The following is a 15,156-nucleotide window of genomic DNA, read 5'->3' on the forward strand; positions in this document are numbered from 1 at the left end:
TCGGGATGCAAAAGTAGGGAAAAAAATATCAACTATCAAATATTAAATTTCAAATTTCTTCCCGGAAATTTGGCAGATGTTTACAGGAATTATTGAAGCAACGGGGACGGTTGTTTCCCGGCGGGAAAATGGTACCAATATCACCTTTTGGATCAGCAGCACCGTTTCGAAGGAACTTAAGGTAGATCAAAGCATTAGCCATAACGGCGTTTGCCTTACAGTGGAAGCCGTTGAAGAAGACCGGCACCAGGTAACGGCCATAGCAGAAACCCTGGAGGTAAGCAACCTGGGCCACTGGCGGCCCGGCACCCTTGTAAACCTCGAACGCTGCATGATGATGAATGGCCGGTTGGATGGTCATATTGTGCAGGGGCACGTAGATACCACGGCGGTTTGCCGGAAGCTGACACCAAAGGAAGGCAGTACCGAATATACCATTGAATTTGACCGCAAATTTGCCCCCCTGGTAATCGAAAAAGGATCCATCAGTCTCAACGGTATCAGCCTGACGATATTTGACGTAACCGACACCCATTTTACCGTTGCCATCATCCCCTATACCCTGGCCCATACCAATATGGGACAATTGCAGGAAGGCGATGAGGTAAACCTTGAATTTGATGTGATCGGGAAGTATATCTCCCGCCTGGCAACCAGCAATTTCAATGGGTAAAAGATTTGCTCCATATATAACGCTTGCAGCCCTGGCAATGGTGGCCTTCTTTCCAGTTTGCAGTATGACGCTGGCATTAAAAAATGACGTACTGGTTTTCGACTACCCAATCAACTTTTTTATCAACACGAGTTTGAGGGCCGGACACTACCCAACCTGGATGAACACATGGGCAACGGGCTTTCCATTACAAACGGTTTTTAGCTGGGGCATTTATGCAACGCCGGTGGTATTATTTAATCTTATTATCCCCGACCCGCTTATATCGCTACAACTGCAATTTATTTTGTACATAATAACCGGGGGGTGGATGATGTATAAGTTGCTTTCAACTATTTTCATGAACGATAGCAGTCTTGCGTTAATTCTGGCGGCGGGCTACATGCTTTCCGGGTTTACAGCAGGCTCCTCCCAATGGCCTTTTTACCTAACCATTTTGCCATTGTTTCCGCTTTTATGCTACGCTTCACTGCAATTATTTCAAAAACCGTCTTTAAAATATGCCGGTTTATTTGCTTTTGCCTATTATCTTTTCTTTACTTCATTACATGTTTATCTCTCAATTGTTGGCAGCTATATAATTGCTGCGTTTTTCTGTCTGAAATTTGCTTATCAATACTTTTCCGGTAAAAAATTAACATCATCCACTTTTATATACGTTTTGCTTGCGGCAGTCTTCACCCTTCTGCTCATTTTTTTCCCACTCTATTATTCGCTGGAGGTACTCCCCTATCTGGACCGAAGTACACCGCTACAGCCGGGTTCATCTTTTTCCCAATCCAATTATCTTCCACCTTCCGCTTTAGGAAACCTTCTGCTTCCACTTTCAGCCATAAAAAGCAGTTATCCTAATACTGAGGGCACTGTTATCGCCTCCTACATGGGAGTGCTCCCGCTTTTATTACTGCCCATTGCTTTTTTTTCCAGATCGCAAAATTGGAAATCGGGTATTACGCTTTTGTTTGCCCTTTGTTTTCTGGTTCTTTCCTTCGGTGACCTCACCCCCCTAAGAGGAATATTAAATTATTTGCCAGGCTTAAGTTATTTCCGGCATCCGGGGCTATTACGTTATTTTTTCATTTTCGGTATCACCATATTCCTTGCAATAAACTTTAACAATATCCGGCTTAACGACATATTGGCGCTGTATCATCGGCATATTAAGCGATCATTAATCTTTTTATTACTAATTTGCACGGGCATTGCGGCAACTTATGCACCATCCTTATTTCATGCCTGGAGGGGGTCCGCGAACCTGTCAATCAGTTTCATCACTCACCAGCAACTTACCGGTCTAAGCGCGCTTATTCAGCTTGCAACAATCGTTGGCCTGTTGTTAACTTTAAAAAGAAAATCACTTTTCGCTGCGGTTCTACTCTTTAATATTGTATTAAACACGTTTTTTTGTCTACCCTTTTTTACCGTCAGCAGCTATACATTTTCCGATATCAAAGCAATTCAAAAGGCGTCCACCAGTTTTGGAATTCAATCCCAAGTTCCTTCCGATGTGCGAACGGATACAATTGATGGCAAGGGTAATCCCTGGAAAAACATCAACATTTTTCGCCAGGAAGTAAGCACGAAACAGGGATATACAAAGCCGATAGAAATAAAGCAGGTAGCCGCCTTTCTAAGCACCAGCAATGGCAAAACATTTGTGCAGAATAAGACGCTTGTATTTGTTCAACCAGATTCGCAAAACTACACAGCCCGGCTAAAAATAGTGCGTCAACTGCCAGATAAAGTAATCATAGAAACAGATTTACCGGAAAATAAAACCGTCACGCTGCTACAAGCGAACTTTCCCGGTTGGTCCGCAACATATAACCAAAAGCCGCTTCCGCTCATAAAAGCCGGCAATCCGTTTTTGAACTGTGTAGTTCCCGGCGGAAAGGGGATCCTTGAATTCCGTTATTCCAGGCCCCTTGTTATGGGATCATCAATCATTCTCCACATCACTATAATCATTGTAAGCTTCCTGATGTTATTCAACAACCGTCATCGCATAAAATACATCTTACCATAGCCCTTATTGAAGTATTTATCCGTATTATCGTCTTTTGCCTTATATTTTTCCAGCGACTTCCCGTTCAGGTTTGTAATAACACGATACAGGTATACCCCGTTGGCCACCTTTTGTCCATACTGATCGGTTCCATCCCAGCGAAACTCTGTAATATTTCTGCCAATCCGCAGGGGCCCTAATTCGGCTTTGGTAATCTCCCTGATGATCTGGCCCCTGATCGTCAGGATCTGGATCCGGATATTCTGCGGCACTTCAGATCCTGTTAGTGTAAATACAAAAGCCGTGGCAGTGGTAAAGGGATTGGGATAATTGAGCATATTGGAGATCATGGGCTTATTGATTACCTGGAACCCCACCCGGTATTGTACCTGCCCGGAGGTGTTGCCACTCTGATCCTTTGCTGAAACAACCAGGTCGTAATCACCATCCTCCATATGCGGCTTAAAGTTCATGGTTGCCGTATTTTCGCTTCCCTGGCCCGCCGGGGTAAACCGGAGCGTATCCGTACCGGCTTTATAGTTGTAGGTAATATTCCTGGTTTTATCTACCAGCTGAACCTGCAGCAGGTCCGGGTTATCGAGCAACAGCCATTTGGCATCATCGGTGAGCTTTACCAGGATATCGGGCCGGGCCGATACAATATCCCTGTTCAATATATGAAGACCATCAAAAGTAACATCCATATAAGGCCCGGTGGTATCACTTCGCACAAAAAAATCTTTGTACAGGAAATTGTTAAAATGATATTGCTCGGGTTGCGCATTGGAAGGATTAAACTCAAGGAATAACGTGTTGGTTCCGCCCAGTTGTTTTGAACTTACCGGAACAGACAATTTAATGGTATCACCGGCCAGCAACGCCTTTTGATCCGGAACCTGGAAGATCGTTTCCGCATTACTTTTGTTACGGATGGTTAGTTTCACCTTCAGACTGTCGAATTTATAGGCGCTCACATTTTTAAATACAATCCCTGCATTTAGAGGCTCACCTGCATCGAGGGTATCTTTTAGTACAAAATAAACATTGGGGGCAATGGCTCCTTCCGGCGCCGGCAAATAGTTAACGCTCCAGCTCTTTAATTGAAAGGGAGTAGCCTGTGCTGTATCCTGCACCGTCAGCTGCAATTTCAAATAGGGATACTGTTTAGCGGCAACAGATGACAGGTCCAATGTCTTCTGAGTAGATTTACTGATTAAAACCGTTTCGTTATTATTTTTGTCTACCCCAATAACATCCATGCTGGCCTGATCTGCTCCGGCGTTGTCCACATCGCCCGTCCATTTAATTTCCTTCCACTCCTTTGCAATACCGATGAGATCAGACTGGTATACGCCCGTGTAGGAAGGCAGATCAACAGTCGTCTTCAGCAAAACTTTGTCATAAATGCCATCAGATACCGATGTTGACGTTACAAAACCGGCATTGTTCTTTTGATAAACATACATGAACGCTCTTTTCCGGTAAAAGGAGTCAATGGCTCCAAACCCTACATTCTTTAGCTTATGGTATAATGATTTGCCCGATCCGTACAGCGTGGTATCCTTTTGCCAGTCGGCGATAAAACCGTCAACATCATTATTAGGAACATTCTTCACCAGAACAATCATATTGTCCGGGATTGAGTCCATAAAATCCATGATGTTTTTTCTTGAAGAAGCCGTCATGTAGCTGTACTCAAAATTGGCAATACGGTTCGTTTTACAAAGTGCCGCACTATTATATTTCTGATCGGGATTAAGGACTGCATTAAATGTTGTAGGGTTCACCAGGACAAAGATCAGCGAGCTTCCAACGCAGGCGCTTTCGGTGGTCATTATCCCGTCAAGCTCCACTGAGAAGTCTCCATCATTGGTAGCCGCAGTAGGGAATACGCCATTTTTCATTACAATCTCATGCCTTACGGTGTCAAAATTCCAGCGGTTGTTATTATATTTAATGGAAGAATTGGCACTAATCCCTTCAAACTGGTATGGGCTTGATACACTATACCCCACGGCACTACCCTGGTTGATATAAGTAAACGAGGCTCCGTTCCAGTGGGGTGTTTCATTGCCTGCCGGTTTGCTGGCCACCCGCCAGTAATACACCGTGTTATTTGTTAAACCAATGCCGGGATCAAACTCCAGCAGCCCCCCGGAGGATGTTTGTGTTTTTGTAATCTTTGCCGGGGAATTGAAACGCGCCGTGGTATCCATTTCCATCATATAAGCTCTCGAAGCCCCAAGGGGGTTGGCCGTGGAGGCTGCCAGTTTTACTGCGGGCTGGTTAATAATAGCATCATTATAGGGATATACGGGACGGATTTCATCTTCATAGATGTACACATCCTTTACGATAACATTATTGCCTTCATTCAATTCGGCAATGGTATTTTCGGGGTCTAAGGAGACGGTAATCTTATTTTGGCCCTTATCTTTTACCGGATCGATGGGTATAGTGTACTCCAGCGAATCGGCAAAGCGAACCGGAGACAGGGTGTCTCTTTTAAAAACAGATGAAGCCCCATTGGGCAATGTGCGCCGAAGTTCTACGATCAGCGCCTTATTAATAGCTTTCCCCAGGTTATTAATCCGGGCCTTTACGGTAAAATTTGTTTCTGCCACCGATATAAAATTAGGAGCAATTGTTACTGACGCATCCTCAACGGCGTAATCCGGCTTATCAAACTGATATAACCGGATGGCCGGATCGCCGTTCAGCGTGTATTCTTCGCATTGTGCCCTTTGCAAAAAATCGGTTTCGCCCCCCTCCCGTTTGTACACTTCCTTTATGGCATTGGTCATGAGTTCCCCGATCGTTTTACCATAATCGTTTTGCGACAAAAGAGTATAGAGCCGGGTGTTATAGTTATCCAGCGTTGAAATATATCCCAGGCTGGTACCGGCCATCATGCCTATACAACCCCGGTCCTTTGCCAGCACATATTTTTCCGAAACGGTTTCTACACTGGAAAGCCGGGAAGCGCTATAACCAAAAATATCTCCCACGTTACAGCCCATCATATTAAACATCGGGTATTTGCCGGGATTGGAATAATTGCCCGGGTCCTCGAGGTTAAACGCAAGCGTTGTTGCGGAAGAATGACCAAAATAAGTGAGCAGGTTGACCCCGGAGTTGATGTGCTGGGCCAGCCTTTCTGACAGCAGTTGCTGCACATTACCGGAGGTATTGTTTTTTACAAAGGGTTCTACCGCTGCGCCATAAAGCGTATCCTCAATAATTTTCCGATGTTGATTCAGCATACTTGCCAGGAGATCCTGCGTAGCCTGATCATTGGCTCCAACAATATGAATAACGGTTTTCTTCCAGGCACTTTCGCTGATCCCCGGTGGCGTGGATGCCAGTTGCTGCTCATATTGCTTTACTTTATCAAGGTAAATAGTGATCTCATTAGCGTTCACCGCGGAAATTCGCCCAATGGGTGTAAGAGGCTGCGAGCTGCTGCCTTCGGCAGCCAGCAATACATCGGATGCCGGGTAACCAAAAGTAGGCACCAGGTTCAGCTGTGCCAGCTGTGGCGCCAGCTCATTGGAAGGATACACCCTTGAAGAAACATAAGAAACACCTTTACCAATAAGAAAGGCCTGCTGCGGCGGCGATGCAAATTTGCTTCGGGCAAACCTCAAAAAGTTGCGTACCAACAGGGAATGATACTGGATCCCATAGGCAAACTGATCCGTGAGCTGATCCACCAGGTAGATCTTCGCATTGTACCCGCCACCGGCTGCAGAAGCGCGGTAACTCCGATAATCGTCTACAGGCCGGGAGCCGTTGCTGCCCGCAAGCAATGCACTGTTGGTAATCATTAAATAATTACCCTGGTTTTGCGCCGCGCCATAATTAATAAACGTACGGGATTCCAGGGCAGGCACCTGCCGGGTATTTGCCGCCGCCTGGCTTATTAATACCAGGTCCTGCGCCTGGGAAGCCGCAGGTAAAAAAACCTTTAGCAGCGATGGGTTGCCCGCATCAACCAAATAGCGGCGCCCGTTAGCCCTGTCGTATAAAACCGGGGTACTGCCGGCGGCATTAAAGCCGGAGATTTCCAGGTAGTACCCGGTACTGCGGGCGGGCAGGGTGAACGAAAAGTTTGCCGCTCCGCCAAAATCAAATTTGCGGGCATAGCTAACCCCAAGTAAGGCCACGCGCATGCGGCTGGAGCCCGATGCAGCATTGGTAATCACAAAGCTTTCGGCTCCACCGGAAAGGGCGCTTAACGGCACTACCTTCGACAATTTTGCATAACTGAAATTTAAAAGCGCCTGGTCAAATACCGTATTCCCGTTGATGGTAAGCTGAGCTTTCCTCGACATCAGATTATCACCCACTACGTTCAGCTTTACGGTAATATCCGGCGCTCCTGCACCAGTATAGGCGTACAGGTTTCGTTGAAAACTTTTAGACTGTCCCTCGCTGATATCTGCAGAAGCCCAGCCTTCCCCTTCTTCGATAGAAGCCACATACAACGTACCCACGCCGGAACCTTCGGGCCTTCCCAGATGGATCTGCTCGCTAAAGCTTGTATCCGCCTGATACATAAAATACGGCTCCGGCACCGCTCCCACCGGTATATTTGCAGTTGTGTTATTCAGCCTTTTGTTTCCACCCGCCGGGTTAACGGTCAAAAAATAAGCCGCTGTGTCTGTAAAAAGACTTTTGGCATCCGAAAGCTGCTGATCCGGCAACCGGTACAGGGCATTATCAGCCTTGCCATCATTCATCTGACCAAAAAACTCAATATAGCCACCGGCCCCCAGAGCGCCCGATCCGGAGGAAGTGTAAATGGGTATCTCCACCCCATTGCGCCATAACTGAAACTGTGCGGCATCTACAGCCCCCAGGCTGGCAGCCGCAAGCGTTGTGGCCGGTATACGGTATAACCCGTTGGCGGCTATTTTAAACTTGTAATAGGTTTTGTTATAATCAATCCATTCATTACCGAACTGCTGTGCACCCGCAGCAATGGAAAAGATCAGGAATCCTATAATAAGCAGTCTTTTCATTCGTTAATTTTCGTTTCTTTTTCTCCGGATATCCATTTTGAGAGAGAACACATGTGTAAACAGGGGGTTCGATTGGTTGGCCAGGTTGGTGAACGCATAATCGATCATAAAGGACTGGATCCGGAACCCTACGCCTACACCGGGTTGAAAAATCCATACTTTTTTTTGATTCAAGGTGTCGCCATCGGCAAGTCCTTTTTGAAAATTGTTGACCCCACCCCTTATAAAAAAAATATCCTTATAATTATACTCAATTCCGAGTTTGGGATCCACACTTACCGGGTCGCCGCTCACTACGGTATTCCGTTTCCCGTCAAAAGTCAGATCCAGGTTTGCTTCTGCCAAAAGTCCCGACCTTTTGCCCAATGGGAATACACGGGCGCCCCCCAGTATTAAACGCGGGGAAGTCATTTCGGTCGATTTTACGGGAATATCATTTTTGGCCAGGTATAAGGCTTCTTTTTCTTCTTCGGTAAAATTAAACGCCCAACTGTTGAAGGTGGTTGAAATATCCCGTCCCACGATCCCAAACCTCCAGCGATCCTTTACAACCTGCAACCCGGCATCCAGGCCAAATCCCCAGGCCTTGGCAAAGCTGCCTACGCTCCGGTGAATCACTTTGGCATTGACGCCAAAATTGACGCTTTTGTGTTCTGTGCGTTTCAGGTTTTGCGCATAGGACAGAAGAAACCCGTAATCCGCAGAGGAAAAAGATTTGATATTATTATAGTTCAGCGATCCATCAGGCTCTACCAGGAACAGCGTATTCATGATATCATCCACGGCAAACCGGAGAGCGGTAATACCCAATGTCCGTTTGGAGCTGGTTGTGGGTAACGCCACGCTGAGATAGTCATATTTGCCAATACCTGCAAAATATTCCGCATGCATCAGGTTTACCTGTGGGTTATCCTGTACATTTACCAGGCCGGCCGGGTTCCAGTAACCGGCGGTACCGTCAGCCACCGAAGCCACCTGTGCACCTCCCATGCCCAATCCCCGGGCACCGGCACCGATATTCAGGAACTCATTGGAATATTTCCGGAACTGGGCTCCTGAAACGAGGGCGACCAGTAACCACAGCAGTAAAAAGCATGGTTTCAATGCTTTCATTCTATCAGATTAAGTTTAGGGTTCTCTATTTTCTAATAAGTACAATTATCTGCAACGAAATTAGGCATAATGCATTTACAAACATCAGCTTTTGGATCAGTTATGCTAATTATTCGCCCAATCGGGTGAAAATCTTATGTGCCTGTCAAACATCCATTCTTAAGTACAGATGCGTACCTTTGCAGCCTTTATAAAAGGGCTATAGATTATGAGCATAATATCTGAATTGAGATGGAGAGGTATGATCCAGGACATCATACCGGGCACGGAGGCGCAACTGGATAAGGAAATGACCATGGGGTATATTGGTTTTGACCCCACTGCAACCAGTTTGCATATTGGGAGCCTGGTACCCATCCTGCTACTGGTACATCTGCAAAAAGCAGGGCATCGCCCCGTTGCCCTTGTGGGCGGAGCTACCGGCATGATTGGCGATCCCAGTGGCAAAAGCGAAGAGCGGAACCTGCTTAATGAAGAAACTCTTGCGGCAAACGTAGCGGGGATCCAACAACAATTGGAAAAATACCTGGATTTTTCGCCATCCAACCCCAACGCCGCTATTATGGTCAATAACTACGATTGGTTTAAAGGCATCAGCTTCCTGGAATTCCTGAGGGATGCAGGAAAACATATTACCGTTAACTATATGATGGCCAAAGACAGCGTTAAAAAACGCTTTGAAGGCGAAGTAGGCATCAGCTATACGGAGTTTGCGTATCAACTGATGCAGGGCTTTGATTTCTATCACCTGTATACCACACAAAACATAAAGCTCCAGATGGGCGGAAGCGACCAATGGGGCAATATCACCACCGGAACGGAATTCATACGCCGCAAGGCAGGAAAAGAAGCATTTGCCTTTACCTGCCCCCTCATCCGGAAAGCCGATGGTACCAAATTTGGGAAAACCGAAAAAGGAAATGTATGGCTGGACCCGGCAAAGACCAGCCCCTACCAGTTTTACCAGTTCTGGCTCAATACCAGCGATGAGGATGCGGCATCCTGGATAAAGATCTTTACCTTCCTGGAGGAACCCTTTATTAACGACCTGACCGGCCGGCACCGGCAAAACCCTGCGGAACGCCTTCTTCAAAAGACCCTGGCCCGGGAAATCACCTGTTTTGTACATGGAACAGAGGAATATGAAAAGGCCATCGCCACCACGGAGAAACTATTTGCCAACCAAAGCAAGCCCGCATCCGAAATGAGCATTGAGGACCTTGAGGCTCTGGAAGGCGTGGTTAAAGCCGTTGTTTCCCCGGCTGCGCTGGAGCAGGGTATCGACATTGTAACGTTGCTGGCAGACGCGGGGGTAGCTCCCAGCAAGGGAGAGGCCCGGAAATTGATCCAGGGCGGCGGCATCAGCCTGAACCGCGAAAAAGTAGCAAATCTGCAACTGGTGGTTACCATTGCACATTTACTGCATAGCCGTTACATCCTCCTGCAAAAAGGGAAAAAGAATTATTACCTGGCGGAAGTGCAGGGATAGGAAATGTAAAATATAAAATATCCAATGTAAAATGCAAAAGTGGAGCCCCGTCAAAACCGACAAGTTCCTCTTCCTAAACGAATACTCCTTTTTCATTTTACATGCTTCATTGGATGCCCGCCCGGATGACCGTTGGAGGGCAGGGCACCGGTAATTCGTTGCGGTACAGGCCGGCACACGAAACACTCATCTTTATAAGGGTTACCTGCGCGCCGCGCCTGTGTGCCCATTTAGAATACAAAAACAAAACCGCATTCCGTAATCAGAACATTGAGCAGCAACAGGCACTCAAACTTTTACATTTAAAATTTTACATTGATTATTTTACATTCCCTGAAGTTTACTTCAGGGTTTTAATCACCTTCCACATGGCATCGGCCACCAGCTGGTTTCCTTTTTCATTTAAATGAACCCGGTCTACGGTAAGGATCCCTTTTTCCATATTTTCCGGATTGTTTTTTGCCAGGTAATCCAGGAATATTTTGCGCAGGTCTACCAGCGGTACAGCATTTTTTGCCGCATATTCGCGGATCCATTTAGCATATTGGTTCAGGTCTCCGTCCTGCTGGTTGGTACAATCATTCCGCTCACCAATTACAGAAGGCGTACAAACCACCGGCTGAATGCCTTGTTTTTTTAATGTGGAAATAATCGCATCATAGAACTTCCCGAATTTATCATAATCCGTTCCGGTACCCGCGGAGGCTTTATGCCACACGTCATTGATACCAACATATACCAGCACTATATCCGGCTTTTGATCCAGCACATCCGGCTGAAACCGCAGAAACAGGTCGTATACTTTGTTACCGCCAATCCCCTTGCCTACAAATTCGAACTGATCTGCCAGGCGCTCCACCTTGCTCATACTATCAATGCGGGTAATGTAGCCGCCGGGGCGTGCTCCCTGCTGGGTAATGGAATCTCCAAAAAAGATCACTTTCTTCTTTTTAGCAGGTTGAAACGCAAACATCAGCAATACCATGGGCAACAGCAATGTCATTTTTTTGATCGTCATACTAAATTGTATTTTATATTATTTTAAGTGGGCTAAAATTAATCACATTCGGCCAGGTCTGGCGGTTCAAACCGGATAATTTTTGATGGGTATCTTTTAGCATAAGCAAACAGCATATTCGTGATGGTACTGTTTTCCTTAAAGGGCGTTACCTGTTGGCGCAACTGTTCCGGGCGTTCGAATGAGAGATCGTCCGGGATAAATCCCATACCATAAAAGCTCCCTTTCCAAACCAGGATGCAGGATCGTTCGTCATGATGCACTCCTTTATCCATAATAGCAAATGACGGAAGGTTCCGCAAGTGCCCGATAGCCTGCAATACCCGTCCGTTATACACTTCAGGCGGCTCTCTTTTTTCACAGGCGCCCCGGCAAAGCAGCCGGTGCATTTTTTCATCGTACAAGGCTTCTGTAATAAAGCACAAACGCGGGCACAGATCATATTCCTGCACCAATTGTCGCAGCGATGCCCTAGCACCTTCCATATAATGAAATGAACTCAGCAACGCCTTACCCGGTACCATTTTATCAACCCCCAATCTTAAATAGCCGTTCTGGTCTTCATACGATATAATCCCGTACAGGTCTTCTCTCCGCTTTTGCGAGGCGTTAAAACGCGGCCACAGCCTTTTGATCTCTGTTGACTCCTTTACCGCCGCCATCAGCTCGGTACCGCATTCTTCGTAACTGATATGGTATACATGGCGCATAAAATTTTGTTTCTGCCGCCCCGTGGAATTATTGCTAAAATGACTACTCACGCGGTAACGGATATTTTTGGCCTTACCTACATAGACGATCTTTCCTTTGTCATCATGAAAATAATACACCCCCGGGGTATAGGGCAGCTGCTCAAATTCTGATTTGGGCACATTGGGAGGCAAAGCCTGTTCTTTCGAAGTCTTTTTCAGACTTTTGAAGATATGTCCTTCCGTATCTTTTTGCAGCAGTAATTGGAACAATGCGACCGTTGCATCCGTATCTCCGCCCGCCCGGTGTTTGTTGTAATGACTGATGCCCAGGGCTTCACAAAGTCGCCCCAGGCTATAAGATGCCCGCCCCGGCAATAACTTCCGGCTCAATCGCACCGTACAAAGCTTATTGGTATTTAATTCATACCCGCAGGCCTGCAACTGGCTTTTTACAAACGAATAATCAAAATTAACGCTGTGAGCTACAAAAATCTTGTCATGGAGCAAGGTATATACCCGCTCCGCAATTGCCTCAAACAGGGGCGCCTGCTCCACCATTTCGTTATTAATACCCGTGAGCGCCTGTATATAACGGGGAATCTCATGCACGGGGTTTACCAGGCTGTCAAACCGGTCCAGTACCGTTCCCTCCGCATCCAAGACCTGTATACTGATTTCCGTAATACCGCTGGCTGCGGCATAAGAGCCGGTCGTTTCAATATCAACAATTGCGTAAAGCATCCCTGTAAAAGGCTAATTTCGTAAAAAAAACAAACTTGAACGAAGAAAAGTTGATCATGTTCCGAAACCGGTTAACGAAGGTTTACCGGCACCGCTCCAAACAGGCTCATAAACAGCGCATCAGCTGTTACCGTATCTATGATCATGACCTGCCGGAATTTCCGGTCTGTATTGAATTATATGACACACATATCTATATTGCTGAGTACAAACGGAATCATGGCCTGGATGAAGCCCTGCATCACCACTGGATGACGCAAACGATCCATGTGATTGCTGAAGTAACAGGCATTGCCCCCGAAAAGATCCACGTCAAGCTTCGCCAGCGCAAAGCCGGTCGCCAGGGGCAGTACCAGAAAACGGATACGAGCCGGCACGAGATCAACGTTGAGGAAAATGGCCTCAAATTTATTGTGAACCTCGATGACTACCTGGACACGGGCCTTTTTCTTGATCACCGCATTACCCGCAAAATGGTACAGGAGGAAAGCACCGGCAAACGTGTTTTAAACCTCTTTGCCTATACCGGTTCTTTTTCCGTTTATGCCGCCGCCGGAAAAGCGGCTGCCATTACGACCGTAGACCTTTCCAATACCTATACGCAATGGGCAGAGCGGAATATGCAGCTGAACGGGCTCGCCCAGCCCGGTTATTCCTTTGTGCAGGCCGATGTGCTCCAGTACTTAGCGCAGGTACCATCCCGGACTTACGATCTTATTGTAATGGATCCGCCTACCTTTAGCAACAGCAAGCGGATGGAAACCATACTGGATATACAGCGGGATCATGTATCGCTGATCAATGACTGCCTGCGCATCCTGGCTCCCGGCGGCGTTTTGTACTTTAGCACCAATGCACGAACATTTGTATTGGAATCGGATAAACTGCAAACCGATAAAATAAAAGATATTACCCGGGCCACCACCCCTTTCGACTTTGAGGGAAAATTGTTCCGCTGGTGTTACAGGATAGAGAAGTAGGCGGTTAGCCGCCATGCTTCAAATCTGAGAATGGGGCTTGAAATTTCATCCCCACTTTTCACTCCAAACTTTTCACTCTAAACTTTTCACCCCCAACTTTTCACTCTAAACTTTTCACTCTACATAGCCCAACAGATCACTTCCCATACTGCTGCTGCAACAAATAGAGGTAAGGCCCCAGATGATGATGCGCAAATTTATCGGCGGTATTGGTACCAAATTTCTGATAATAGGCCGCATCTGGCATCAACACCACCGGTGTACCCGCGCGCATATAACTCATCGAGGAAACATATTGAGGCTCTTTCAAACCGGGTAATATTTTCCTGATGACCAGTTTGTAAAGCTTATGTCCCAGGATCTTCGTGTATACTTTTTGCGCCCTTTTTGTTTTACGGTTTAGTTTGCCGTAATACATATTGCCAACCAGCCGCAGCAAAAGCTTTTGCTTTTTAAGAGTTCCGGGGATTTCGACAATGGGATTCACCGCATTCATATCCGAAATCTGCTGAATGCTGTAAGGGGTTTCGGGTACCCAGTCTGCAGCATTCACAACCGAATATGCCCAGCCGCCCTTATTGATAAAATCGAAATCATACACGTACTGCGCATTGCCCGGTTTGGGCGCAGCGCTGCTATAGGTTTTAAACCGGATATCTGCCGGCAGCGCTCCTGCCTTCCGCTGGTAATAGAAATAAGAACTTACCAGGTAGCTTAAAACCCCTCCCTGGCTATGCCCGAAAATAAAAAAATCGCGTACTCCCTTTTGATACAGCTCCTTGATTTTTGGCATCATATCCATAACGAGATAGGCCATTCCAATCGTCCAGCCGGCATGTACATAAGCTTCTTTGCTTTCCGCCAGCTTGTAGTCAAATTTTGTTGAAGCATTTAATTGCAATGATCCCGTTGCCGGAATCATAGGACAATAATAATTTTCCATCCAGCTTGCTTTGTCGCCTACCGTACCACGGATCACGATGACCGCCTGCTTAAATTCGTTGGTATACAGCCACCACAGGTTTTTCATGCCTACCTCGGGCGATTTGTATGCCAGTTTATACGGGTCTTGCTGATGCGCCCGCGCTTCCTTGTCCGGAATGCTGCTTTCATAGTGCGCCATCGACAGGAAGGCTTCGTACTCCTTTACATCAAACACGGGTTGAAACTGCTGGGCTGCAGCAACCTGCATCAAAAAGACAAATGCGGGAAGAAAAAAAACTTTCAGCTTCATAGAATATTATTAGGGTGAATATACTCTTTTTTTGAAATCCGTTCTGATGTTACGCGGGGCCCTGGCTCTTCGGGCCGGTACCAAATGAAGCATGTAAAATGAAAAAGGAGTATTCGTTTAGGACAAGAAGCTTGTCGGTTTTTGACAGGATCCACTTTTGCATTTTACATTGGATATTTATTATTTT

9 protein-coding genes are annotated in these 15,156 nt (G+C 46.5%); 4 read left to right on the forward strand and 5 right to left on the reverse strand.

What is annotated here, in order from left to right; translation table 11 throughout:
* Nucleotides 1-76: 76 nt before the first annotated feature.
* Together GGU45_RS09095 and GGU45_RS09100 are read left to right on the forward strand one after the other, a co-directional pair.
* Nucleotides 77-673, forward strand: coding sequence for a riboflavin synthase (locus tag GGU45_RS09095; protein ID WP_435223994.1), 597 nt, complete (start codon nt 77-79; stop codon nt 671-673).
* Nucleotides 666-2,699 (forward strand): hypothetical protein, encoded by a 2,034-nt coding sequence (locus GGU45_RS09100; RefSeq protein WP_435223996.1) that lies wholly within the window; start codon nt 666-668, stop codon nt 2,697-2,699. Before GGU45_RS09095 ends, GGU45_RS09100 begins: the two co-directional genes overlap by 8 nt.
* Here GGU45_RS09100 and porU2 read toward each other — a convergent pair.
* Together porU2 and GGU45_RS09110 are read right to left on the reverse strand one after the other, a co-directional pair.
* Nucleotides 2,672-7,702: a putative type IX secretion system sortase PorU2 gene (porU2, locus tag GGU45_RS09105; RefSeq protein ID WP_435223997.1), complete on the reverse strand. Its 5,031-nt coding sequence runs from the start codon at nt 7,700-7,702 to the stop codon at nt 2,672-2,674. The two genes, GGU45_RS09100 and porU2, sit on opposite strands and share 28 nt — an antisense overlap.
* A gap of 3 nt (nt 7,703-7,705) precedes the next feature.
* Entirely contained in the window at nt 7,706-8,815 is a 1,110-nt protein-coding gene (locus GGU45_RS09110; protein ID WP_435223999.1) for a putative type IX sorting system protein PorV2, read from the reverse strand.
* A gap of 208 nt (nt 8,816-9,023) precedes the next feature.
* Here GGU45_RS09110 and tyrS point away from each other — a divergent pair, with 208 nt between their 5' ends.
* The gene (tyrS, locus tag GGU45_RS09115; protein WP_435224001.1) at nt 9,024-10,304 is read left to right on the forward strand and encodes a tyrosine--tRNA ligase; all 1,281 of its coding nucleotides are present in this window, start codon (nt 9,024-9,026) and stop codon (nt 10,302-10,304) included.
* 340 nt (nt 10,305-10,644) lie between these two features.
* On the opposite strand, the gene GGU45_RS09120 is transcribed toward tyrS, so the two are convergent.
* Nucleotides 10,645-11,322, reverse strand: a complete 678-nt coding sequence (locus GGU45_RS09120) for an SGNH/GDSL hydrolase family protein (RefSeq protein ID WP_435224003.1) — start codon at nt 11,320-11,322, stop codon at nt 10,645-10,647.
* A 38-nt stretch (nt 11,323-11,360) separates the two neighbouring features.
* A complete protein-coding gene (locus GGU45_RS09125; RefSeq protein WP_435224005.1) occupies nt 11,361-12,755 on the reverse strand; it encodes an exonuclease domain-containing protein in 1,395 nt (464 codons plus the stop codon).
* Between the two features lie 35 nt (nt 12,756-12,790).
* On the opposite strand from GGU45_RS09125, the gene GGU45_RS09130 reads away from it, so the two are divergent.
* Complete coding sequence (locus GGU45_RS09130) at nt 12,791-13,735, forward strand: class I SAM-dependent methyltransferase (protein WP_435224007.1); 945 nt, start codon at nt 12,791-12,793, stop codon at nt 13,733-13,735.
* A gap of 136 nt (nt 13,736-13,871) precedes the next feature.
* Here the strand turns inward: GGU45_RS09130 and GGU45_RS09135 are convergent, their stop codons facing one another.
* Nucleotides 13,872-14,969: a lipase family protein gene (locus tag GGU45_RS09135; protein WP_435224009.1), complete on the reverse strand. Its 1,098-nt coding sequence runs from the start codon at nt 14,967-14,969 to the stop codon at nt 13,872-13,874.
* Nucleotides 14,970-15,156 lie beyond the last annotated feature (187 nt).

This window comes from Niabella hirudinis (assembly GCF_051201075.1).
GTDB classification, from domain to species: Bacteria; Bacteroidota; Bacteroidia; order Chitinophagales; family Chitinophagaceae; genus Niabella; species Niabella hirudinis.

Excerpts from the sequence above, each read along its gene's own strand:
- GGU45_RS09100 (WP_435223996.1), top strand. The coding sequence starts at position 666 with ATGGGTAAAAGATTTGCTCCATATATAACGCTTGCAGCCCTGGCAATG.
- GGU45_RS09095 (WP_435223994.1), top strand. The coding sequence starts at position 77 with ATGTTTACAGGAATTATTGAAGCAACGGGGACGGTTGTTTCCCGGCGG.
- GGU45_RS09125 (WP_435224005.1), bottom strand. The coding sequence starts at position 12,755 with ATGCTTTACGCAATTGTTGATATTGAAACGACCGGCTCTTATGCCGCA.
- tyrS (WP_435224001.1), top strand. The coding sequence starts at position 9,024 with ATGAGCATAATATCTGAATTGAGATGGAGAGGTATGATCCAGGACATC.
- GGU45_RS09120 (WP_435224003.1), bottom strand. The coding sequence starts at position 11,322 with ATGACGATCAAAAAAATGACATTGCTGTTGCCCATGGTATTGCTGATG.
- GGU45_RS09110 (WP_435223999.1), bottom strand. The coding sequence starts at position 8,815 with ATGAAAGCATTGAAACCATGCTTTTTACTGCTGTGGTTACTGGTCGCC.
- GGU45_RS09135 (WP_435224009.1), bottom strand. The coding sequence starts at position 14,969 with ATGAAGCTGAAAGTTTTTTTTCTTCCCGCATTTGTCTTTTTGATGCAG.
- porU2 (WP_435223997.1), bottom strand. The coding sequence starts at position 7,702 with ATGAAAAGACTGCTTATTATAGGATTCCTGATCTTTTCCATTGCTGCG.